At 60.4% G+C, this 21026-nt stretch carries 20 protein-coding genes, 1 tRNA gene and 1 pseudogene; 9 read left to right on the top strand and 13 right to left on the bottom strand.

The annotated features are described in order from the left end of the window. Positions 1–16 precede the first annotated feature (16 nt). Entirely contained in the window at positions 17–763 is a 747-nt protein-coding gene (locus AC0Z5Z_RS23090) for an energy transducer TonB (protein WP_485611691.1), read from the top strand. Continuing rightward, positions 756–1208, top strand: coding sequence for a ribosomal protein S18-alanine N-acetyltransferase (gene rimI / locus AC0Z5Z_RS23085; RefSeq protein ID WP_039761243.1), 453 nt, complete (start codon positions 756–758; stop codon positions 1206–1208). Before AC0Z5Z_RS23090 ends, rimI begins: the two co-directional genes overlap by 8 nt. Before the next feature lie 120 nt (positions 1209–1328). On the opposite strand, the gene AC0Z5Z_RS23080 is transcribed toward rimI, so the two are convergent. Next, a complete protein-coding gene (locus AC0Z5Z_RS23080) occupies positions 1329–1733 on the bottom strand; it encodes a serine kinase/phosphatase (protein WP_252878893.1) in 405 nt (134 codons plus the stop codon). Between the two features lie 139 nt (positions 1734–1872). Between AC0Z5Z_RS23080 and can the strand changes: the two genes are divergently transcribed. Beyond that, positions 1873–2517: a carbonate dehydratase gene (gene can / locus AC0Z5Z_RS23075; RefSeq protein WP_039761245.1), complete on the top strand. Its 645-nt coding sequence runs from the start codon at positions 1873–1875 to the stop codon at positions 2515–2517. 9 nt (positions 2518–2526) lie between these two features. On the opposite strand, the gene AC0Z5Z_RS23070 is transcribed toward can, so the two are convergent. Then, positions 2527–3051 (bottom strand): SET domain-containing protein-lysine N-methyltransferase, encoded by a 525-nt coding sequence (locus AC0Z5Z_RS23070; protein WP_110646141.1) that lies wholly within the window; start codon positions 3049–3051, stop codon positions 2527–2529. A 174-nt stretch (positions 3052–3225) separates the two neighbouring features. Further along, positions 3226–4398, bottom strand: coding sequence for a hypothetical protein (locus AC0Z5Z_RS23065; protein WP_485611689.1), 1173 nt, complete (start codon positions 4396–4398; stop codon positions 3226–3228). 217 nt (positions 4399–4615) lie between these two features. On the opposite strand from AC0Z5Z_RS23065, the gene AC0Z5Z_RS23060 reads away from it, so the two are divergent. Beyond that, positions 4616–4906: a nucleotidyltransferase family protein gene (locus AC0Z5Z_RS23060; RefSeq protein ID WP_071173590.1), complete on the top strand. Its 291-nt coding sequence runs from the start codon at positions 4616–4618 to the stop codon at positions 4904–4906. Between the two features lie 60 nt (positions 4907–4966). Here AC0Z5Z_RS23060 and AC0Z5Z_RS23055 read toward each other — a convergent pair whose 3' ends face one another. Continuing rightward, entirely contained in the window at positions 4967–6385 is a 1419-nt protein-coding gene (locus AC0Z5Z_RS23055; RefSeq protein ID WP_016773194.1) for a short-chain fatty acid transporter, read from the bottom strand. 342 nt (positions 6386–6727) lie between these two features. Between AC0Z5Z_RS23055 and AC0Z5Z_RS23050 the strand changes: the two genes are divergently transcribed. From AC0Z5Z_RS23050 to AC0Z5Z_RS23035, 4 genes and pseudogenes are all read left to right on the top strand, one after another. After that, the gene (locus AC0Z5Z_RS23050; RefSeq protein ID WP_056790330.1) at positions 6728–8041 is read left to right on the top strand and encodes an MFS transporter; all 1314 of its coding nucleotides are present in this window, start codon (positions 6728–6730) and stop codon (positions 8039–8041) included. Between the two features lie 114 nt (positions 8042–8155). After that, positions 8156–8932 (top strand): annotated as a pseudogene (locus AC0Z5Z_RS23045) (PAS domain-containing protein); the annotation flags it as partial. After that, positions 8912–9472: a methyl-accepting chemotaxis protein gene (locus tag AC0Z5Z_RS23040; protein WP_241663599.1), complete on the top strand. Its 561-nt coding sequence runs from the start codon at positions 8912–8914 to the stop codon at positions 9470–9472. The pseudogene AC0Z5Z_RS23045 and the gene AC0Z5Z_RS23040, both read left to right, overlap by 21 nt. 216 nt (positions 9473–9688) lie before the next feature. Then, entirely contained in the window at positions 9689–10288 is a 600-nt protein-coding gene (locus AC0Z5Z_RS23035) for a flavin reductase family protein (RefSeq protein WP_460059168.1), read from the top strand. 53 nt (positions 10289–10341) lie between these two features. On the opposite strand, the gene ggt is transcribed toward AC0Z5Z_RS23035, so the two are convergent. From ggt to AC0Z5Z_RS23005, 6 genes are all read right to left on the bottom strand, one after another. Further along, positions 10342–12174 (bottom strand): gamma-glutamyltransferase, encoded by a 1833-nt coding sequence (ggt, locus tag AC0Z5Z_RS23030; protein ID WP_485611688.1) that lies wholly within the window; start codon positions 12172–12174, stop codon positions 10342–10344. Positions 12175–12390: 216 nt separating this feature from the next. Further along, on the bottom strand, positions 12391–12639 hold the full coding sequence (locus AC0Z5Z_RS23025; RefSeq protein ID WP_252878888.1) for a bacteriocin immunity protein: 249 nt from the start codon (positions 12637–12639) through the stop codon (positions 12391–12393). Positions 12640–12690: 51 nt separating this feature from the next. Next, positions 12691–12960: a bacteriocin immunity protein gene (locus tag AC0Z5Z_RS23020; protein WP_130888171.1), complete on the bottom strand. Its 270-nt coding sequence runs from the start codon at positions 12958–12960 to the stop codon at positions 12691–12693. Positions 12961–12969: 9 nt separating this feature from the next. After that, positions 12970–14217, bottom strand: coding sequence for an S-type pyocin domain-containing protein (locus AC0Z5Z_RS23015; protein WP_150638766.1), 1248 nt, complete (start codon positions 14215–14217; stop codon positions 12970–12972). A 226-nt stretch (positions 14218–14443) separates the two neighbouring features. Next, positions 14444–14520, bottom strand: a tRNA-Met gene (locus AC0Z5Z_RS23010). Between the two features lie 115 nt (positions 14521–14635). After that, positions 14636–16693, bottom strand: a complete 2058-nt coding sequence (locus tag AC0Z5Z_RS23005; protein WP_095181651.1) for a methyl-accepting chemotaxis protein — start codon at positions 16691–16693, stop codon at positions 14636–14638. 431 nt (positions 16694–17124) lie between these two features. Between AC0Z5Z_RS23005 and AC0Z5Z_RS23000 the strand changes: the two genes are divergently transcribed. Continuing rightward, a complete protein-coding gene (locus AC0Z5Z_RS23000) occupies positions 17125–18342 on the top strand; it encodes an MFS transporter (protein WP_039761258.1) in 1218 nt (405 codons plus the stop codon). A 144-nt stretch (positions 18343–18486) separates the two neighbouring features. Here the strand turns inward: AC0Z5Z_RS23000 and ychF are convergent, their stop codons facing one another. The 3 genes from ychF to AC0Z5Z_RS22985 form a co-directional block, all read right to left on the bottom strand. Beyond that, positions 18487–19587, bottom strand: coding sequence for a redox-regulated ATPase YchF (gene ychF, locus AC0Z5Z_RS22995; RefSeq protein WP_016773202.1), 1101 nt, complete (start codon positions 19585–19587; stop codon positions 18487–18489). A 22-nt stretch (positions 19588–19609) separates the two neighbouring features. Then, the gene (gene pth / locus AC0Z5Z_RS22990) at positions 19610–20194 is read right to left on the bottom strand and encodes an aminoacyl-tRNA hydrolase (protein ID WP_016773203.1); all 585 of its coding nucleotides are present in this window, start codon (positions 20192–20194) and stop codon (positions 19610–19612) included. A gap of 171 nt (positions 20195–20365) precedes the next feature. Next, positions 20366–20968 (bottom strand): 50S ribosomal protein L25/general stress protein Ctc, encoded by a 603-nt coding sequence (locus tag AC0Z5Z_RS22985; RefSeq protein ID WP_056790308.1) that lies wholly within the window; start codon positions 20966–20968, stop codon positions 20366–20368. Between the last annotated feature and the right edge of the window lie 58 nt (positions 20969–21026).

Below are 21026 nucleotides of genomic sequence, written 5' to 3'. Positions count from 1 at the left end.
CGCCTATTTGAACGCCATGCAGGTGGTCAACTGGCTGCCGCGTACCGAACTGCCTTTCGCCGCACCGTCGCGGCCCGAGCTGCTGGAGATGCCCGAGCCCGAGCTCGAGGTACCGGTTGCTCCGGCGCCTCAGGCCGAAGCACCGGCGCAGCCTGCCGCGCGTCAGGCCGAGCGACCGAAAATCGAGGTGCCGCGTCCGTCGCTGGCCAGTACCCGCAACGGCGCCAAACCGGTGGAAGAGATCGACGAGACGCCGGTGGTGGTCAAGCCTGCGCCAGTGCCGCCGCCGCGTTTTGCCCTGCAACTGCTGCGCGCCGGGCGCTGCCTGCTGCTGGTCGAGTTACCCACAGGCGAAGCGTTTCAAAGTCGCGATCCGGCCTACCTGCTGCTCAAGGACATGCTGCGCGCCGCCGGTTTGCCGGATGCGCCGCAAATCGTCGGTGAACCTGTGCGCTGGCCGTGGCTCAATCGCGGCACGCTGGATCAAGGCCCGGAAGCGGCGCGCGACTTCGTGCAGGGTTTCCTCTCGGTGCAGATGGAAGCGGCGCCCTGCGCCTGTCTGTGGCTGATCGGCCTGCCGGCGGTGAAATTTGCCGGGGAAGCGGACGCCGAAGCGTTCAATAGTGAATTGCAGATCGAGGGTCTGGGCCTGGCCTGGGCGATTCCCGGTCTGGAACTGTTAATGGAAGAGCCACAGCGCAAGGCCGCTGTGTGGCAAGCCATGCGTCGGCTGATGGCGCGCTGGAAACAATCCGATGAGTGAGGCTGTAACCTTTCGCCCGATGACCGAGGCGGACCTGGACGCTGTGTTGAAGATCGAATACGCCGCGTACAGCCATCCGTGGACCCGGGGGATTTTTCTCGATGGCCTGGGCAAATACCAGATCTGGCTGATGTTCGAAGGCCAGCAACAGGTTGGCCATGGCGTGGTGCAGATCATTCTTGATGAGGCGCACCTGCTCAATATCACGGTCAAACCGGAAAATCAGGGGCGGGGGTTGGGCCTGACGTTGCTCGAGCATCTGATGTCGCGAGCGTACGCGGCTGAGGCTCGCGAGTGTTTTCTCGAAGTGCGCGACAGCAATACTGCTGCTTTCAAGTTGTATGAGCGGTATGGCTTCAACGAGATCGGCCGGCGTCGCGATTATTATCCGGCGGTGGGTGGGCGTGAAGATGCGGTGGTGATGGCCTGTACCTTGGTGGATTAGGCTCTGTAGGAGCTGCCGAAGGCTGCGATCTTATGATCCTGTTTTTGTAAGATCCAAAGCAAAATCAAAAGATCGCAGCCTTCGGCAGCTCCTACAGGGGGCGAATTTCAAGTTAGCGGATCAGCGCTTGCCATCCAGCGGATCCAGGTCCGCCAGTTCCGCCTCATCCAGCCCGTCGCCGCCGCCGATGTCGTTTTCACTGACCTCGCTCAAATCCCAATCCGCCGGATTGCCCTCGCCGAGTTCATCGGCATCGCGCGCGCCGTCCTCGCGAATCAACGTTTCCGGGCTCAGGTCGTCGTCGGTCGGCTGATGATCATCCACCGAAGCCCCGGTCATACCCGCCTCACGCACTCGCTCAGCCGGCATCAATTGTTCGCGTTCACGCTCGGGCAGCTCATCGCCGATCTTCGCGCTGGGCTCTTCGTCGTCGAAATCCAGCTCGTGCACCGAGCCCATGCGGTCTTCGTTATCGTCGATGGGTTCCGGTTGCACCGCATCATAAGGGCGTCGTGAATCAGTCATGGCAATTCCTCATACTGTGGGCCTTACTGAGTGGACTCACCAGGCGCGCGAGAATTCCAACGAAAACACTTGCGCTGGCGGCGTGACTTCGACGGGTGGTCGTCTATCAAACCTGCGCATCTTTCTTGAGGCCTTATCCATGCACGATCTACAAGACCTGATTGATAACAACGAGCGTTGGGCTGACGCGATCACCAAGGAAGACCCGGACTTCTTCGCCAAACTGGCGCGCCAGCAGACCCCGGAATATCTATGGATCGGCTGCTCCGACGCGCGCGTACCGGCCAACGAAATCGTCGGCATGTTGCCGGGCGATCTGTTCGTACACCGCAACGTCGCCAACGTCGTGCTGCACACCGACCTCAACTGCCTCTCGGTGATCCAGTACGCGGTGGATGTGCTCAAGGTCAAACACATCCTCGTCACCGGCCACTACGGCTGCGGCGGCGTGCGCGCGTCGATGCAGGATCGCCAGTTCGGCCTGATCGACGGCTGGCTGCGCTCGATCCGCGACCTGTACTACGAGAAACGCGAAGAACTGGCCAAGCTGGCGACCGAAGAAGAGCAGGTCGATCGCATGTGCGAACTCAACGTGATCCAGCAAGTGGCCAACGTCGCGCATACCAGCATCATCCAGAACGCCTGGCATCGCGGGCAGCCGCTGTCGATCCACGGCTGCATCTACGGGATCAAGGATGGCCGCTGGAAAAGTCTCAATACCACCATCAGTGGTTTCGAACAGTTGCCGCCGCAATACCGCTTGCGTCCGGTCGGCGCGCCGTAACCGCGGCGTTCAGTTACGGCCTGGATGCCGCCAGCGCTGTAAAAAGCGCTGGCCTTCAGGCGTGGGTGGTTCGTCGTAACCGGTGATCCACCCACGGCAGCGCGACGAGCCGCAATCGCAGGCGAACTGGCGTAGCAGTTTGTCTTCGGTCGATGCGTAATCGATGCTCAAATGTTCGCCGCTGTGGATATCTTTCAAGGCCCACAGCCACAACTCGCTCATGTCGAGAAATACATTCGGGTCGCAGGCGTGTTCCAGCACCCCGCAAAAGCGCGGATCGTAAACGTGGATGCCGGTTTGCAGCTGACGGGTCTGTCGACAGCGATAGGGCAGCAATTGCCCGGAAACCCGGCACATTCGGCTAATGCGCAGAAACTCGCGGCGCGCGACCACCGCCGTGGCCATGCCACGTTCGTCGTGGATAATCTGAAAGTCCTGGCAGGATGGAAAGCCCAGTCGCACCGGAAGTCCGGCGAACGGATAGATGCCTTCTGTATCGCGTGGAAGGTGCCGGCCCATGGCTTGATTGTTCATAACGATCCTTGTTGTTGAGTGTTGCCTCCGGGTTGTGCCCATGCCCCGCCAGGCGAGGCATGATTGGATCCAAGCGTCGCGCAATTGAAGGTAGCGGTCTACTGTCAAACCTGACAGGCGCGATCACCGCTGGCCCGCGTCAGCATTGGCTGACACGGGGGACTCCAGTAGCGATTACAGAGTTGGTGCGGGCACGGCGGCCGCAGGCAGTGGCGCTTTCAGCTGTCGCAGTTGTGTCTTGACCGATGGCGTGGCGCACTTGGCAACCGCTTGTTCAGCGCTGAGGTTGCGGATCGAGGTATAGAACAACTCGCAGGTTTTGACCTTTTGCGTCACCTGCCATGTTTGTGTGCAACTGTTCAGCGTGGCCTGTGCATCGCTGCCCGGTTTGCTGCCCATCCCGGCCTGCCAGCAAGCCGCGCTCAAATCCTGGCCCATGACTTTCAGGCCCGCCGCGTCAGCCTTCGCCTGGGTATCTTCGCCGGTATAGCTCTTCGGATCGGCGGCGTACCAGATATAGCTCGGATGATTCGAGCCGAGCACCGGCACATTCACTCCTTCGGCCGGACTGATGCTCGCCAGCCCCAGCACCCCCACGGTCGGCCCGTATTGTTCCTTGATCCAGTTGCGCACCGGCGCCCCGAACGCAACCATCGGCAGCGTCGTGCCGCTGGCGGTCTGGCTGAACTGCTTGACCAGCGTGGTCTGGTAATCCTTGAAGTAGTCGTAGACGTCCTCCAGATCCCCGCCGGCATTGGACGGCGCGGCGATCGGCGCGATGTCGATGATGGTCTGATAGGCCGGCGTCTGCCCGGCGGGGATGCCGTTATCGGTCAGCAACGTCGCCCAGCGATCGGTGGTGTTCGAGCGCAGATAGTCCTGCGCCTGGGTCAGCGAGTAGTCAGGCGGGAAGTGCAGCAACTCGACGCTCTTGCGATTTTCCAGAGCCATGCCCAGCGGCAGGAACAGATACCAGCTGTAGGCCCATTTGCCATCGGCATTCAGCTTGCTGGCGCCGGCATAAGCCAGGTCGCCGGCGTCGAGCAACGCCGACAGCGGCTTGTCATAGCCGTCCGGCACTCCGGTGATCTCGGCGTAGAGCTGATCGTTGTCGGTTTTCACCAGCACCTTGGCATCGGCGTAACCATCGCGCTGTACGCTCTGGCTCAGGTAGTGAGCAACGGTCTGCTCCAGCGTCCAGTTGCGAAAGCAGATCACGCTGCAATTGTTGGGGTAGGCGAAGAGGCGGGTGACGCGCTCGGTGCTGCCCAGTTTTACGTCGACATCGGCGTGGACGGCGGCGCTTAGCGTCAGTGCAACGAGGGTAAGTCCTGCGAGTTTGAACATGCTCAGATCCTTTTCAGCGTGGGTTCCCCTCGATTTGGGGGCGCTTCATAGTGGATCAGTGGTGTTTGACAGAAAAGCGGTTGAGTGTGGATTCTTGCCTGAATGCGGTATTACCCAAGCAGCGCACATATTGTTACGGCTGTGCCAACAGGCACGCTGCCTGGTGCGCGTCCGCACTGCTAGACTGCAGCGACATCGAATTTTCCAAGGGTGAGTCATGAAGCCTTCTACTGCTCTCGACATGCAAAGGTCCGCCGTCCGCGAAGTGATCGGGCGCTTTCGCGTGGCCAACCCGCGTGTATTTGGTTCAGCATTGCTGGGGACGGATCTGGACGGTAGCGATCTCGATCTGCTGGTTGACCCGCTGCCCGGCACGACGCTTTTTGATCTGGGCGGACTTCAGGTTGAGCTTGAAGACCTGCTGGGTGTTGCGGTCGAGGTGCTGACCCCCGGCGACCTGCCACTGAAATTTCGTCAGCAGGTGCTTGATCAGGCGCGACCCGTCTAAAGCAGCGATCAAACCAAGTTTTGAGAGCACCTGCCCTTGAGCAGGTGCGTTTTTATCGACTTACGGCATCACCGGCGGCGTATACGCCAATGTCGTCCCCAGCGCCCACAACAGCAGCAGCACCAGCGGCGTGTGCACCAGCAGTTGCACAAACGAGAAGCCTATCAAATCCCGCGCCTTCAACCCGAGCACGCCCAGCAGCGGCAGCATATAGAACGGATTGATCAGGTTCGGCAGGGCTTCGGCGGCGTTGTAGATCTGCACCGCCCAGCCGAGGTGGTACTGCAGGTCATTGGCGACTTGCATCACGTAGGGCGCTTCGATGATCCATTTGCCGCCGCCGGACGGGATGAAGAAACCGAGAATCGCCGAATACACGCCCATCAGCAGCGCATAGGTGTCGTGGGAGGCGATGCTGACAAAGAAAGTCGAGATGTGATGCGCGAGGGTTTGCGCATCGGCGCCTTTGACCGTAGTCATCAGCGCGGCGATCGAGCCGTACAGCGGAAACTGGATCAACACGCCAGTGGTGGTCGGCACCGCACGGGCCACGGCATCGAGGAAGCTGCGCGGGCGCCAGTGCAGCAGCGCGCCGAGCATGATGAACAGGAAGTTATAGGTGTTCAGGCCGGAAATCGCGGTAATCGCCGGCTTGGTCGAAAACTCGTGGAATAGCCATCCCGCCGCCAGAAGCACCAGCACAATGATCAGCAACGGGCTGTGTTCCAGCCATTCACCGGGGCGAGTGCGCGGTTGCAGCGGCGGCAGGTTGAACGCCGGGTCGATGCCGCAGGCCTTGGCGTCGCGTGCCGAGTTCGGCCCGGGCGCGGTGGCGTAGGCGATGATGATCGAGATCACGATCAGCGCCAGCAGCATGACCCCGGATTGCCAGAGAAAAATGGTTTCGGTGAACGGGATTACGCCAGTGATCGACAGGATCGACGGCGGCAAGCTGCCCGGGTTGGCCTGCAACTGTGCGGCTGACGATGACAAGCCCAGCGCCCACACCGCGCCGAGGCCCAGGTAAGCAGCGGCACCGGCGGCGCGGTAATCCATCTTCAGATCGGTGCGGCGGGCGAGGGCGCGTACCAGCAGCCCGCCAAATACCAGCGACAGACCCCAGTTGAGCAAAGATGCGACCATCGAAATCAATGCCACCCAGGCCACGGCGGAGCGGCCGTTTTTCGGGATGCGTGCCAGTTTGTCGATCAGTTTGACTGCGGGCGGAGAGCTGGCGACGACGTAGCCGCCGATCACCACGAAGGCCATCTGCATAGTGAACGGGATCAGGCTCCAGAAGCCGTCGCCGAAGGCCATCGCTGCAGCGGTGGGTTTGGCGCCCATGGCCAGAGTGGCCAGCGCAACGATGATCACGGCCAACGCGGCGAATACCCAGGAATCGGGAAACCAGCGTTCGGCAAAACTGGAACAGCGCAGGGCAAAGCGCGCGGAGCGGCTATCTTCGATATCAACGGCCACAGGAAGTACCTCGGATTTTTTATGGTTATTTTGATCCGTGGGAGCAGTCGCCCGGCTCGACAGCCACAGAGAACCCTGTGGGAGCGAGCCTGCTCGCGAAGACGTCGGCACATTCAGCATCAGGTTGTCTGAACTGACGCTTTCGCGAGCAGGCTCGCTCCCACATGGGCGGCTGGTCGGTGTTGGCGTGGTCCCTTGGACAGGCGCTAACAGTAAATCAAGCGCCGCCCTTTTGTTGAGCAGGTTTTCGCAAACCGAGACTATGGTCTGACGGGTTGTCGATCCGTGCTTTTGCGTAGACCATGGGCGCCTTGGTTTTTGCCGATGCCTGAGTTCTTTGTCATGACTGCCAACTCCCCAGCCCGACCGGCGCCGTTCAGCCGTGCCGACTACAAGACCCTCGGCCTTGCGGCGCTCGGCGGGGCGCTGGAAATCTACGATTTCATCATCTTCGTATTCTTTGCGCTGACCCTCAGCCAGCTGTTCTTTCCCCCGGAAATGCCCGAGTGGCTGCGTCTGCTGCAAAGCTTCGGCATCTTCGTCACCGGTTATCTGGCGCGGCCTCTGGGCGGGATTCTGATGGCGCATTTCGCCGACCGTCTGGGCCGCAAAAAGGTGTTCAGCTTGAGCATCCTGATGATGGCGCTGCCGTGTCTGCTGATCGGGATCATGCCGACCTACGCACAGATCGGCTATTTCGCGCCCTTGCTGTTGCTGGCGCTGCGCATCCTGCAAGGCGCTGCGGTGGGCGGCGAAGTGCCAAGTGCCTGGGTGTTCGTCGCCGAGCATGCGCCGACCGGCCATCGCGGTTACGCCTTGGGCTTTCTGCAGGCCGGCCTGACGTTCGGTTACTTGATCGGCGCACTCACTGCGACCTTCCTGGCACAGGTTTTCACGCCTGCCGAAATTCTCGATTACGCCTGGCGCTATCCGTTTCTGCTCGGCGGCGTGTTCGGCGTGGTGGGCGTTTACCTGCGCCGCTGGCTCAGCGAAACCCCGGTGTTCATGGCCATGGAAGCGCAGCGCGAGGCGCGGGTCGAACTGCCGTTGCGCACGGTGCTGCGTGAACATCGTCTGGCCATGCTGCCGGCCATGTTGCTCACGTGTGTGCTGACCTCGGCGGTGGTGGTGTTCGTGGTCATCACCCCGACGATGATGCAGAAAACCTTCGGCATGACCGCCAGCCACACCTTCGGCCTCAGTGCCTTGGGCATCGTTTTTCTGAATATCGGCTGCGTGATCGCCGGACTGCTGGTCGACCGCATCGGCGCCTGGCGCACGGTCATGCTCTACAGCTTGTTACTGCCGCTGGGCATTGGCGTGTTGTATGGCTGTCTGATCATGGGCGGGCATTGGATCGGCATGGCCTATGCGGTCGCCGGCCTGGCTTGTGGGGTAGTAGGTGCGGTGCCTTCGGTGATGGTCGGGTTGTTCCCGGCGCGGATTCGCGTGTCGGGCATTTCCTTCACCTACAACATTGCCTACGCCGCCTGGGCAAGTATCACACCGCTGTTGCTGATTGGTCTGATGCCGTGGAGTCCATGGATCTGCGTGATCTTTTGTGCCGTGATGGGCGCTGTGGGGATTGTGACGGCGGCGTATTTCGGTGCGCGCATGCCACGTACCGGACCGTGTCAGGCGGCCGGCGCTGCCTGATCCGCAAGCGCCGGATTATTTTCGACTGACGGGTCTGGCGCTGGCTTCAGAAAAGCTGTGCAAGGCCGATGGCTAGGTTGTATCCGCTAACTACCCTGCCATCGGTGCTTTCCCATGTTTAATAAACGCTTGAAACAAGAGCTGGCCGCTCTGCGCGAAGAACTCTCCAGTCTTGTACAAGTGAAGGAAAGCCTGGAAAGCGAAATGCTCGCGCTGACCCTTGAGCCCGACGGGCGGATTCGTTCGGTCAACCAGAATTTTCTCGATGAAATGTTCTACAAGAGCCAGGACCTGATCGGCCGGGCAATCGAAGACATCGTCCCGGCCCACGTCAAAACCGACGAATTCCATCAGCGCTTCAAAAACTCGATGAGCCGTGGCGAGCACTTCGCCGGCGCCGTGCGCCTGTTGCGTGGCAATGGCGACGAGGCGTGGCTGCGTTCCATCGTGCAACCGGTGCGCTCGTCCGATGGCCGGATCAGACACATCTCCTTCTACGCCAGCGACCTGACCCGCACCATCGAAGCCTCCCGCGAGCATGAGAACCTGATCGGTGCGCTGGTGCGTTCCACCGCCGTGATTGAATTCGACCTCAACGGCAATGTGCTCAGCGCCAATGATCGCTTCCTCAACGGCATGGGTTACAGCCTGGCGCAGATCAAGGGTAAACATCACCGCACGTTTTGCGCCCCGGAAGAGTACAACAGCGCCGAGTACCAGAACTTCTGGCGGCGCTTGAACAGTGGCGAATTCGTCGCAGGCCGCTTCAAGCGTATCGACAGCCATGGTCGTACGGTGTGGCTGGAAGCGTCCTACAACCCGGTGGTCGATGCCAACGACAGACTGTACAAAGTGGTGAAGTTCGCCACGGTGATTACTGATCAGGTCAACCGCGAGCAGGCGGTTGCCGACGCGGCCAGCATCGCTTACAGCACCTCGCAACAAACCGACAGCACCGCGCAACGGGGCACCACGGTCGTCACCGAAGCGGTGAACGTGATGCGTGATTTGTCGCGTCACATGCAAGCCGCCGGCGAAGGTATCGAGGCGCTGAACGAGCAGTCGCTGGTGATCGGCACGATCGTCAAAACCATCAGCGGCATTGCCGAACAGACCAACCTGCTGGCGCTCAACGCTGCCATCGAAGCCGCCCGGGCCGGCGAGCAGGGCCGTGGTTTTGCCGTGGTCGCGGACGAGGTCCGGCAACTGGCCTCGCGCACCAGCCAGGCGACGGACGAAATCGTCGGCGTGGTACGGCAGAACCAGGAAATGGCCCGCAATGCCGTGGCGCTGATGACCGACGGCAAGCTTCAGGCCGAACAGGGTCTGGCGCTGGCGGCGGAGGCGGGCACGGTGATCGTCGAGATTCAGGACGGTGCGCAGAAAGTGGTGGATGCGGTGGGGCAGTTTGCCAATCAGCTCTCTCACTGATACCGCACTGATCGTTCCCACGCTCTGCGTGGGAATGCCGCCCGGGACGCTCCGCGTTCCTTCGCTGGCGTGACGCAGAGCGTCACAGGATGCATTCCCGCGCGGAGCGTGGGAACGATCACCGAGGGGCAGCGCCGCATCTGCTCGCTCCCACAGGTTCTGTGTTTCGCCAGTGACAGCGCTACAATCGGCTCCTTTTCCTCCGGAGCAAATCCCATGAGCGTTTCCCACCGCCGTCCGGTGCCTCTGAACAAAGCCTACCGCCTGCTCAACCACGGGCCGACCGTGCTGGTCAGCGCCGCTCACGACGGCCAGCGCAACATCATGGCCGCCGCCTGGGCCATGCCGCTGGATTTCGAACCGCCGAAAGTCGCCGTCGTCCTCGACAAATCCACCTGGACCCGCCAGTTGCTTGAAGCCTCCGGGACCTTTGTGCTGAACGTGCCTTGCGTCAATCAGGCCGATATCGTGCAAACCGTCGGCAACACCTCCGGCCTGGAAATCACCCGCGACCAAGGTCAGGACAAGTTTCAGGCGTACGGTCTGCAAACCTTCGCTGGCGAACAGGTTGAAGCGCCGCTGCTCGAGGGCTGTGTCGCCTGGCTCGAATGCCGCCTGCTGCCGGAGCCGCGCAATCACGAGCAATACGACCTGTTCCTTGCCGAAGTCATCGCCGCCCAGGCCGACGAGCGTGTGTTCAGCGATGGGCGCTGGCATTTCGAAGGGCAGGATGGATTGCGCACGCTGCATCACGTTGCGGGCGGGCATTTCCTGAAGATTGGGGATGGGGTGGATGGCAAGACGTTGGCGGTCTGATTTACTCCCGGGAGAAGGCCTGCTGCTCGGCAGGCCTTTTTCAATGCGGTGTTTCAGTCCCCCAACGCTTCTCCCTCACGCCGAGGATCGGCCCCCCCCGTCAAGGTCGCTTTGCCCTGCGCATCCTTCACCCGCACGATCGCTTGGGTGCCGCTGGTCATGTCGATTTCACTGACCGTGTGGCCTTTGTCTTTCAACGCCTGAATCAGCACCGGGCTGAACTGTCCCTGTTCCAGTTCGGTGGGACCGTTGCGGCTGCCGAAGTTGGGCAGGTTGATTGCACTTTGTGCATCGAGGTTCCAGTCGAGCAGGCCGATGGTGGTTTTCGCCACGTATTCGATGATTTGCGAGCCGCCGGGCGAGCCGACCGTGGCGACAAATTCACCAGTGTTGCGATCAAAGATCAGCGTCGGCGCCATCGACGAACGTGGGCGTTTTCCGGGTTCGACGCGGTTGGCGACTTTCTGCCCGTTCTCTTCGGGGATGAACGAGAAGTCGGTCATCTGGTTGTTCAGCAGAAAACCCTGAACCATCAGGTGCGAGCCGAACGCGGCTTCGATGGTGGTGGTCATCGATACTGCGCCGCCGAGATCATCCACCGCCACCACTTGCGAGGTCGAGATGCGCAACGGCGAGCGGTCCGGTGCGTAGGCAACCTGCACGCCCGGCGGTGTGCCCGGTTTGGCGCTGCCCATGCTGCGCTCGCCGATCAGGCTGGCGCGGCTGGCCAGGTAGGCCGGATCGAGCAGACCTTTGACCGGTACCGGGACGAAGTCGGTGTCGGCCACGTATTGCGCACGATCGGCATAGGCCAGACGTTCAGCCTCGGCGATCAGGTGCACTGCTTGCGGCACCGGTTCGATGCCGGCCGGCTTATCGGTTTTCGTTGGTTTGAGCGGGGTCAGCGACAGGCGTGGGTCGCGAGTCTCCAGCGCCTGCAACGTGCCGAGAATCTGCGCCACGGCGATCCCGCCCGACGACGGTGGCGGCATGCCGCAGACCTGCCAACGCTTGTAGTCGGTACACAGCGGCGCGCGCTCCTTGGCCTGATAACGCTGCAAATCGTTCAGCGACAGGCTGCCGGGGTTGGCGTGCTGTTGAACCCTGGCGACGATCTCTTCGGCGATCGGACCTTTGTACAGCGCATCGGCACCTTCGCTGGCGATACGTTTGAACACGGCAGCCAATTTCGGGTTTTGCAGGCGTGTGCCGACAGCTTTGACGCTGCCATCGTCATTGAGGAAGTACGCGGCCATGTCTGGCGACTGGCGTATCAGTGGATCGGCAGTCAGCAGCGAATGCAGGCGCGGGGAAATCGCAAAGCCTTGCTCGGCCAGTTTGATCGCTGGCTCAAACAGCTTCGCCCAAGGCAAGCGACCGTGTTGTCGATGCGCCAGCTCCAGCGCCCGCAATACCCCGGGCGTACCGACCGAGCGCCCGCCGATCTGCGCTTGCGTAAAGGCCATCGGTTTACCGTCAGCCTTCAGGAACAGCTTCTCGGTGGCCCCGGCCGGCGCCGTTTCGCGGCCGTCATAGGTGCGCACCTGCTTGCCATCCCACAACACAATCATCGCCCCGCCACCGATCCCGGAAGACTGCGGCTCAACCAGCGTCAACACCGCCTGCATCGCAATCGCCGCATCAATCGCCGAACCACCCTGACGCAACATCTCCCGCCCGGCTTCGGCCGCGAGTGGATTGGCAGCAGCGGCCATGTGTTTATTGGCATGACGGGTTTGCAGATCAGTGCGGTAACCGGAAGCGGCTTCCGGTGCCAGCGGCAACGAAGAAGAGGGCCGGGCGTTGCATGCGGTGAGGGTCAGAGCGCTGACAAGCAGTGTCAGGGCTGGCAGGTGAAAGCGCTTCAAGGGCTGGGCTGGAAACACGCGGGCTCTCCGTCCGTGGGGTAGAAGTCTTCGGGGACTTTATCGAGTGGGCCGGCGGGGTGCAAACTGCGTGGGGATTACAGCCCTCCCGCTCAGCGGCCGCGCCAATCGATCGGCCGAAAACGATGCCCTTGTGGGAGCGAGCCTGCTCGCGAAAGCGGTAGCTCGGGTGGTGCGATCTTCTTGAGAGTGATGCAGGGTTAGTGAGTCAGAAACTCATTGCTTGAAGCCCGGCAGACCATGGGTAGAGCGCCACTTTTTCACGATTTCGGTAATGCTCTCGGCTGTTTGTTGTTTCATATCCTCGGGCCAATAGATAAGGTCAGTGCCCGCTGGGTGCTCACACAGATGTACAAATTCAAACAACAGCGGATCGAGAATCTCGTCTGGGCTTGTATTGGCTGCAAGAACAGATTGCACAAATTTCAAGAATTCTGCTTCGGTGTAGTCGGATATGTTAGTCATGACATTCCCAAGTTGTAGTTCCACAGTTACAAATGAAAAGGGCGGCAGGATTCATGTCTTGAACCCAGGTAGTCGATTCGCTTCGCGCCATGCCATGACTGTACGAGCTATTCCGGCAGATGTTGTATCTGCTCCGGGCTCGGGGTAGTAGATCAGATCCATCCCGCTCGGATGTCCTACTATCTTGTTGAAGTGCAGAATCAATGCATCTGCACGGAGATCTGTCGGCGCTATATCCTCCTTTCTTATTTCATCTATGAGATCAATGAAATCCTGCTCGGTATAGTCGGAAAAGCTGCTTTTGATGAATGGGTCGCTCATGCTATGCCCTTATTTACGGTGTACGTCGACATGGTTTTTGGGTGTGTAGACCCTTAGGTTATCTACGTTGTAGATATCACCACCTTCGGATATCGGTTCCACATGATGAATCTCATGAGAGATCCTTTTCCCTGCTGCATCACCTAAGCGGGCGCGGGGCGCATTTCCGTTGCGCATACGTCGTAGATTATCTTCGCTGACCTGTTGTGCCACTGCGCTGTCTTTTGAGGCAACGGCCCAAAAAGCCCGCCTAAACGAATCAAAACTAGAATATTCGCTCCCTCTGAGTTTATCCGCGATGCTGGTCGGAATAGGGGCGCCACCCTGAGCTTGAGCATGGTCAAGCCAAATACCGCCCACATCCTCACCCACCCCCGTAACGATCCCAGGCGTCTGCCTCGCCGGCCTTGAATAAACCACATACAACGACTTCAGCCCGGTGTCCGCCGGGAACACCAGAATACAATCCTCGGCCGTTACATCCTCGCCCGGCAGACCCTCAATCTGGCTATCGGTGTTGTCCGGGATCGGGTGGACGAGGATCGGGTCGAGTGCCTCACCGTGGTCGGGATAAACCAGCGGAGGCATCGACCCCAACGGCCCGCGCTGCGGCGTCCAGAGAATGGTGATGCCGTTGAGCTTGGCCTCCATGGCGGTCTTGTCGGCGTTCCACTTGACGTTCACCGTGCGTACGGCGTCGTCGCCAGAGGCGCCGGAGTGGATGCCGTAGACCCGCAGAACACCTTCGGCATCACGACGAAACTGGAAACGCACGCGCGTGGTGGCGCGGCTCATGCGGCGTAGTTCTTCGTCGGTGTGAAGCGTGCCGTCGGCCATTTTGCTCGGCAGCATTCCCAGCACAAAGACGCTGGCCGGCCCGCCGGCGCCACGGATGGCCCAGTTCAGGCGCTGTTGCAAAATCCCGCCGCCGGCCAAACGCCCCAAAGCCAGGTCAGCACCTATCGCCGTCGCGACCGCGGTACTGGCGGAGGGCATGAGCATGGCGCCGGCGACCATGATCTTGCCGAAGTTGCTGGCTGGCTCCTCGGCAGTGCCAGCGTCCGTGCGACACCAGTTGTCCGGCGTGCAGGACTTGGCAAAGACCCTGTCTTCGCGTGGCTTGGGCGCAGGCCACTCATCCTTCTCGATGTACACCGGCTCCGGCGCTTTCGGTGGAAGCAAAGTAAACCAGGCCCTGCCACCGCTATACGGATTTAATAACCAGTCATCGTCGAGAAGGTATTTGTATTGAGGCATGCCAACTCCCTGTATGGCGCTGAATCGAGCCAGGGGAGCTTGTCGGTATAGGAGCGATTCGGGGAGAGAGCGACAGGTGGCTGATGCTACGAAAGATCCGTTTCGTACCAGAGATCTACTTTTTTCTTACGGAGGCATCTGAATTGCATGCAGGGAGCGGGAGGAAAAGGACTTTTCTCGAGGCATAAAAAAACGGCCTACCTTTCGGTAAGCCGTTTTTAGTACTTGGTGGCTACACAGGGACTTGAACCCCGGACCCCAGCATTATGAATGCTATGCTCTAACCAACTGAGCTATGTAGCCAAGTGGCGCGCATTATTCCCCTGAAATGGCAAAGCGTCAAGCGTAAATCGAAAATATTTCTTCCTGTTTTCAACTGCTTATCCTCCAGCCCCGAAAATCGGGGCCGGGGAGGGCGTCAGCGCAGTTGGAATCTGGCGGTATTGGCGCTCAGTGCCTCGCTACCCTGGCTCAAGGTGTCCGCCGCGAGGTTTACGGCGCGTGCGCCTTCGAGCAAACGCACCGCCGCTTGATCGACCTGCTGGATATTGCCGCTGACTTCGTCGGCAGTGCTGGCCTGTTCTTCAACCGCTGTGGCGATTTGCGCCAGGGTGTCGGTGACACTCTGTACGGCGCTGGCGATTTCTCCCAGGCGTTCGCCGAGTCCGGTGACTGCTTCGGCATCCGATTGCGCCTGACCACAGGCGGCTTCCATCAGGCTTACCGCTTCGTTGACCGTGGCGCGCAGGCTGTCGACGGTGCCGGCGATCTGCGCGGTGGACGATTGCGTGCGCTGCGAGAGGCTGCGCACCTCGTCGGCGACCACGGCAAAGCCGCGACCCTGTTCGCCGGCGCGGGCGGCCTCGATGGCGGCGTTGAGCGCGAGCAGGTTGGTCTGCTCGGCGACGCCGCGAATGGTATCCACGACCAGTTGAATCTGCTGGCCTTGCTCGCTGACCCGGCCAAGCGCGGCGGCGGTATCGTTAAGGCGCTGATTGAGCTGCTGAATGCTCGCCGTGGTGCGTTGGCTGTCGCGGCTGCTGTCGGCGGCGATGCGCCGGGTTTGCTGGGCGCTGCCGGAGGCCTGTTCGCAACTCTGCGCGACGCCTTGCGAGGTGGCGGCCAATTGCGTGGCGGCAGCGGCGATCTGGCTGATCTGCAATTGCTGCGCTTCGACTTCGCTCAGGGCGCCGCTGGAGTGTTGGTTGAGGCTGCGCACCGCGTTGCTCAACTGCGAGGTCTCGTGGTCGACGCCGAGCATGCTGCTGCGCAATTGCACCACAGCGACGTTGAGCGCGGTGCTGATCGCTGCCAGCTCATCGCGCCCCACCACCGGCACTTGCAGGCTCAGGTTACCGTCGCGCAAGGCTTCGGCGAGCAAGGTGATGCCGCTGGCGCTACGGCGGATCGAGGCTTGCAGGCAAACGAACAGGTATAACGCGGCCAACAGCAGGCAACCGAAGATTGCGGCGACAACAATGAACTGGCGGATCGCCGAGCTGTAATACGCATCGAGCCGCTGATCCAGCGCGACCAGGGATTGCTGGCGCAGGGAAGCGAGGTCGGTGAGCAGCGCGTCGAGGCTGCGTTCGAAGTCCTCTGGCTTGAGGTTGATGCTGCCGCCAAACACACCGTCGTCGAGGACTTTCAGGCCGCTGTCGAGGTGTTTCAGGCTGTCGTGATACTGGCCGGCCCAAGCTTGCAGCTCGGCTGGCAGACGCGCCTCCAGCAGGCCGGCGGTTTTCACCAGTTGCTCGCGGGCGTCACCAATGCGGCTGCGCAGGTCGCGCAACTGCAGGCGGCTCTGCAGGGTGAACTGACCGGAGACGACCGAAGCCTGGCCGACTGCGGCGAGACGGCCGACCCGCTCGATCAGGTCCGGCGCGTGCTGCGTGGAAATCTGCGTCAGCAGGTAGGTTTCCAGCCACGGTGCAAGGGTCAGGCGATTGTCCATGACGATCTGCTCGCGCAAGGCTTGCAGCGCGCCCAAGGCATTGGTGAAGCGGTCATAACCGTCCGGCCACCAGCCGACACTGCTCAAGCTTTTCGAATCAAGGCCATTGAGTGCGGTTTGCAGCGCCTGAAAGCGCTCGAGGATTGCGCCGTCGGCGCCTTGCTGGTTCAGGGCATTGCCCAGCTCCGTGGTGGCTTGCAGCACCGCCGGTTGCACGCCGTCGAAGGCGGCCATGGCGGCGAGAGTGGCCGGTGTCGGCTGACGATTGGTCTCGGTGGCGCGCCAGCGGGCGGCGCGGTCGCGTTGAGCGGCGAGCAGGTTGTCCAGCGCATCCAGCGCGAGCAGCTGACGCACGCCGGCACGTTCGCCCGAGATCAGATTGAGCTTCTCGCGATAGTCATGGCCTATCATCAACAGGCTGCCGGCCAGCGGCAGAATGAACAGCAGAAACAACAATTGGAATTTACCTGCGAAGCCAAACCGCCCCAGCAATTTGATCCCCGGCGAAAGGAAAGCCTGCATGCCTCATGACTCCTCTGGACACCACGCACCATTGGCGTGCATCGCGAGCTGTTGGCTCACGACCCGTGCCCTCTAAAAGGCCTCGAAAGTTCACCCTCGCCCGCTCTGTAGGCCGGCTCTGTAGCGAAACTTCCCATTGTCGAGCGCCTTTGTAAGGCGATCGTGTTCAAGGGCAGAAGCAAGGCAAGATTCAGACCATGGCGTTGAGCTATCACCTTCGCCACCAGCGATCCCCTGTAGGAGCTGCCGAAGGCTGCGATCTTTTGACTTTGATGCTTAGAAGCAAGATCAAAAGATCGCAGCCTTCGGCAGCTCCTACGCGAGATAGGAATGTTGGTTAGTTAGCTGGCTAAGGGGATAGCGCGAGCGCACCGAAAAATGGCACATTGACGCACCTGCCTTCGGGCACCCATCTGCTGTCCGGAATTTCCATGGCTATCAGCAACGTTCAGACCGCCGCTGCCTCGGCGACCGCTGCTCCGCAAAGCAGCCCCTTGGTGATGCGCATCATCGGCGCGGTGGCGCTGGCGCATCTGATCAATGACCTGATCCAGTCGGTGCTGCCGTCGATCTACCCGATGCTCAAGGCCAACTATGGCCTGACCTTCACCCAGGTCGGCCTGATCACCTTGACCTTCCAGTTGACCGCATCGCTGTTGCAGCCGTGGGTCGGTTACCACACTGATCGCCACCCCAAACCGTGGCTTTTGCCGGCGGGCACGGTGTGTACCTTGATCGGCATTCTGATGATGTCGGTGGTCGGCAGCTTCCCATTGATTCTGCTGGCGGCGGCGCTGATTGGTATCGGCTCGTCGACCTTTCACCCGGAAGCCTCGCGTGTTGCGCGGCTGGCCTCGGGCGGCCGGTTTGGTCTGGCGCAATCGACCTTTCAGGTCGGCGGCAATGCCGGCTCCGCGTTCGGCCCATTGCTGGCGGCGGCGATCATCATTCCCTTCGGCCAGGGCAATGTGGCGTGGTTCGGTCTGTTCGCGGTGTTTGCGCTGTTCGTGCTGTACCGCATCAGCCGCTGGTACGCCAATCACCTCAACTTGTTCAAGCTCAAGGCCGGCCAAGCCGCGACGCACGGCTTATCGAAGGGCAGGGTGACCAGTGCCTTGGTGGTCCTGGGGCTGCTGGTGTTCTCCAAATATTTCTACATGGCCAGTTTCACCAGCTACTTCACCTTCTACCTGATCGAGAAGTTCGACCTGTCGGTGGCGAGTTCACAATTGCACTTGTTCCTGTTTTTGGGCGCAGTGGCGGCGGGGACGTTCTTCGGCGGGCCTATCGGCGACAAGATCGGGCGCAAGGCAGTGATCTGGTTTTCCATCCTGGGGGTGGCGCCATTCACCCTGATCCTGCCGCATGTCGATCTGTTCTGGACCAGCATTCTCAGCGTGGTGATCGGCTTCATTCTGGCGTCGGCATTCTCGGCGATCGTGGTGTACGCGCAGGAACTGGTGCCGGGTAATGTCGGGATGATTGCCGGGATTTTCTTCGGCCTGATGTTCGGTTTCGGCGGGATTGGCGCGGCGCTGCTCGGGCATCTGGCGGATGTGCACGGGATTGAGTACGTGTATTTCCTTTGCTCATTCCTGCCGTTGTTTGGTGTGTTGGCGATCTTTCTCCCGCGTACTAAAAAAGCTTGAGATCAAAAGATCGCAGCCTTCGGCAGCTCCTGCATGGGATAGATGTACATCTGTAGGAGCTGCCGAAGGCTGCGATCTTTTAACAATCTTTCGGGCACAAAAAAGCCGCGTATCAAACGCGGCTTTTTCTTGTGCGGCTGTTGCTTAGACGTTGAAACGGAAATGCATCACGTCGCCGTCCTTGACGATGTAATCCTTGCCTTCCAGACGCCATTTGCCGGCTTCTTTGGCGCCGGCTTCGCCCTTGTACTGGATGAAGTCGTTGTAGGCGATGACTTCGGCACGGATGAAGCCTTTTTCGAAGTCGGTGTGGATCACGCCGGCGGCCTGTGGTGCGGTGGCACCGACCTTGACGGTCCAGGCGCGGACTTCTTCGACACCGGCGGTGAAGTAGGTCTGCAGGTGCAGCATTTCGTAACCGGCGCGGATCACGCGGTTCAGGCCAGGCTCTTCCAGGCCCAGCGCTTCGAGGAACATGTCCTTCTCTTCGCCGTCGTCGAGCTCGGCGATTTCCGCTTCGATCTTGTTGCACACCGGAACCACCATGGCGCCTTCTTCTTCGGCAATGGCCTTGACCACGTCCAGGTGCGGGTTGTTCTCGAAACCGTCTTCGGCAACGTTGGCGATGTACATGACCGGCTTGGTGGTCAGCAGGTGGAAGCCCTTGATCACGGCTTTCTCGTCCGCGCTCATGTTCTTCATCAGGCTGCGTGCCGGTTTGGCTTCGGTGAAGTGCGCGATCAGTTGCTCGAGCAGAGCCTTCTGAACCACGGCGTCCTTGTCACCGCCCTTGGCGTTGCGCGCGACTTTCTGCAGTTGTTTCTCGCAGCTGTCGAGGTCGGCGAAGATCAGTTCAAGGTCGATGATTTCGATGTCGCGTTTCGGGTCGACGCTGTTGGACACGTGGATCACGTTGTCGTCTTCGAAGCAGCGCACCACGTGAGCGATAGCGTCGGTTTCGCGGATGTTGGCCAGGAACTTGTTGCCCAGGCCTTCACCTTTCGAGGCACCGGCGACGAGGCCGGCGATGTCGACGAATTCCATGGTGGTCGGCAGGATGCGCTTGGGATTGACGATGGCCGCCAGCGCTTCCAGGCGTGGATCAGGCATCGGCACGATGCCGCTGTTCGGCTCGATGGTGCAGAAGGGGAAGTTCTCGGCCGCGATACCGGATTTGGTCAGGGCGTTGAACAGGGTGGACTTGCCGACGTTAGGCAGGCCGACGATGCCGCAATTGAATCCCATGGTGTTTCCCCTCGGGTAAAAGTCAGGCCTTCTGGCTGTGCAGGTTTTTCATCGCGCGGTTCCATTCCCCGGCGAGGATATCCGGCAGCACGCCGAGGGCAAAGTCGATGCTGGCATCGAGTTTTTCCTGTTCGGCGCGTGGCGCACGACCCAGGACGAAATTTGAAACCATACTGGCAACGCCCGGGTGGCCGATGCCAAGCCGCAGGCGGTAGAACGTATTCTGATTGCCCAGTTGCGCAATGATGTCGCGCAACCCGTTGTGACCGCCATGGCCGCCGCCCTGCTTGAGCTTGGCAACGCCCGGAGGCAAGTCGAGTTCGTCATGCGCCACGAGGATTTCTTCAGGCTTGATGCGGAAGAAACCGGCGAGTGCCGCCACGGCCTGGCCGCTGCGGTTCATGTAGGTGGTGGGAATCAGCAGACGAACATCCTGACCCTGATGCGAGTAGCGCCCGGTCAGGCCGAAATATTTGCGATCGGCCACGAGATTCACATTCTGTGCGTGGGCGATGCGCTCAACAAAAAGGGCCCCTGCGTTATGCCGGGTCTGTTCGTATTCAGCGCCTGGATTTCCCAGGCCAACGATCAGTTTGATGGCAGTCACGATAGGGGCCCTTCCTTGGAGTGGTGGATAACATCGCCGCGATCGGGGAAAGCGGCGAAAGTGGACGAAAAATGCTCATTTACCATGGATGTAAACTCCGCGTTCTCGCCCGCTTTCTCGCTACGTTCCAGTCCGCGATGTTACTTGCTCACTCCGGCATGACAGAGTGAATTACTCTGCTTCGCCTTCTTCGGCAGGTTCTGCAGCAACACGTGGAGCGTGGACGTTGGCAACAGCCTTGTCATCGCCGTGTGCCAGAGCAACGAACTCAACACCTTTAGGAGCTTTGAGGTCCGACAGGTGAATGATGGTGCCGATTTCTGCTTTCGAAAGATCGACTTCGATGAACTCAGGCAGATCTTTTGGCAGGCAGGTCACTTCGATTTCAGCAACAACGTGCGAAACTTCGCCGCCTTTCTTCACTGGAGCTTCTTCGCCAACAAAGTGTACAGGCACGATGGCGGTCAGTTTCTGGCCGGCAACAACGCGTACGAAGTCAGCGTGCATCACGTGGCCTTTGGCCGGGTGACGCTGCAGAGCCTTGATGATGACGTTCTGCTTGGTGCCACCAACGTTCAGCTCGATGATGTGGCTGTAAGCCGCTTCGTTTTCGAGCAGTTTGGCAACTTCTTTGGCCAGCATGCTGATGGATTCAGGGGCTTTGTCGCCACCGTAAACAACAGCTGGAACCAGAGCGGCGAGACGACGCAGGCGGCGGCTCGCACCTTTCCCCAGGTCGGAACGCACTTCAGCATTCAGAGTAAAATCGTTCATTTTGTATCTCCAAAATAGCCATGACCGAGTGGCGTTTGCGACCAGCGCCGAACACGGT

It is taken from the genome of Pseudomonas sp. 1L-E-NC-VB-C3 (genome assembly GCF_057291535.1).
The sequence above is the reverse complement of the archived record's forward strand: the minus strand, read 5'-3'. Positions and strand labels throughout refer to the sequence as shown.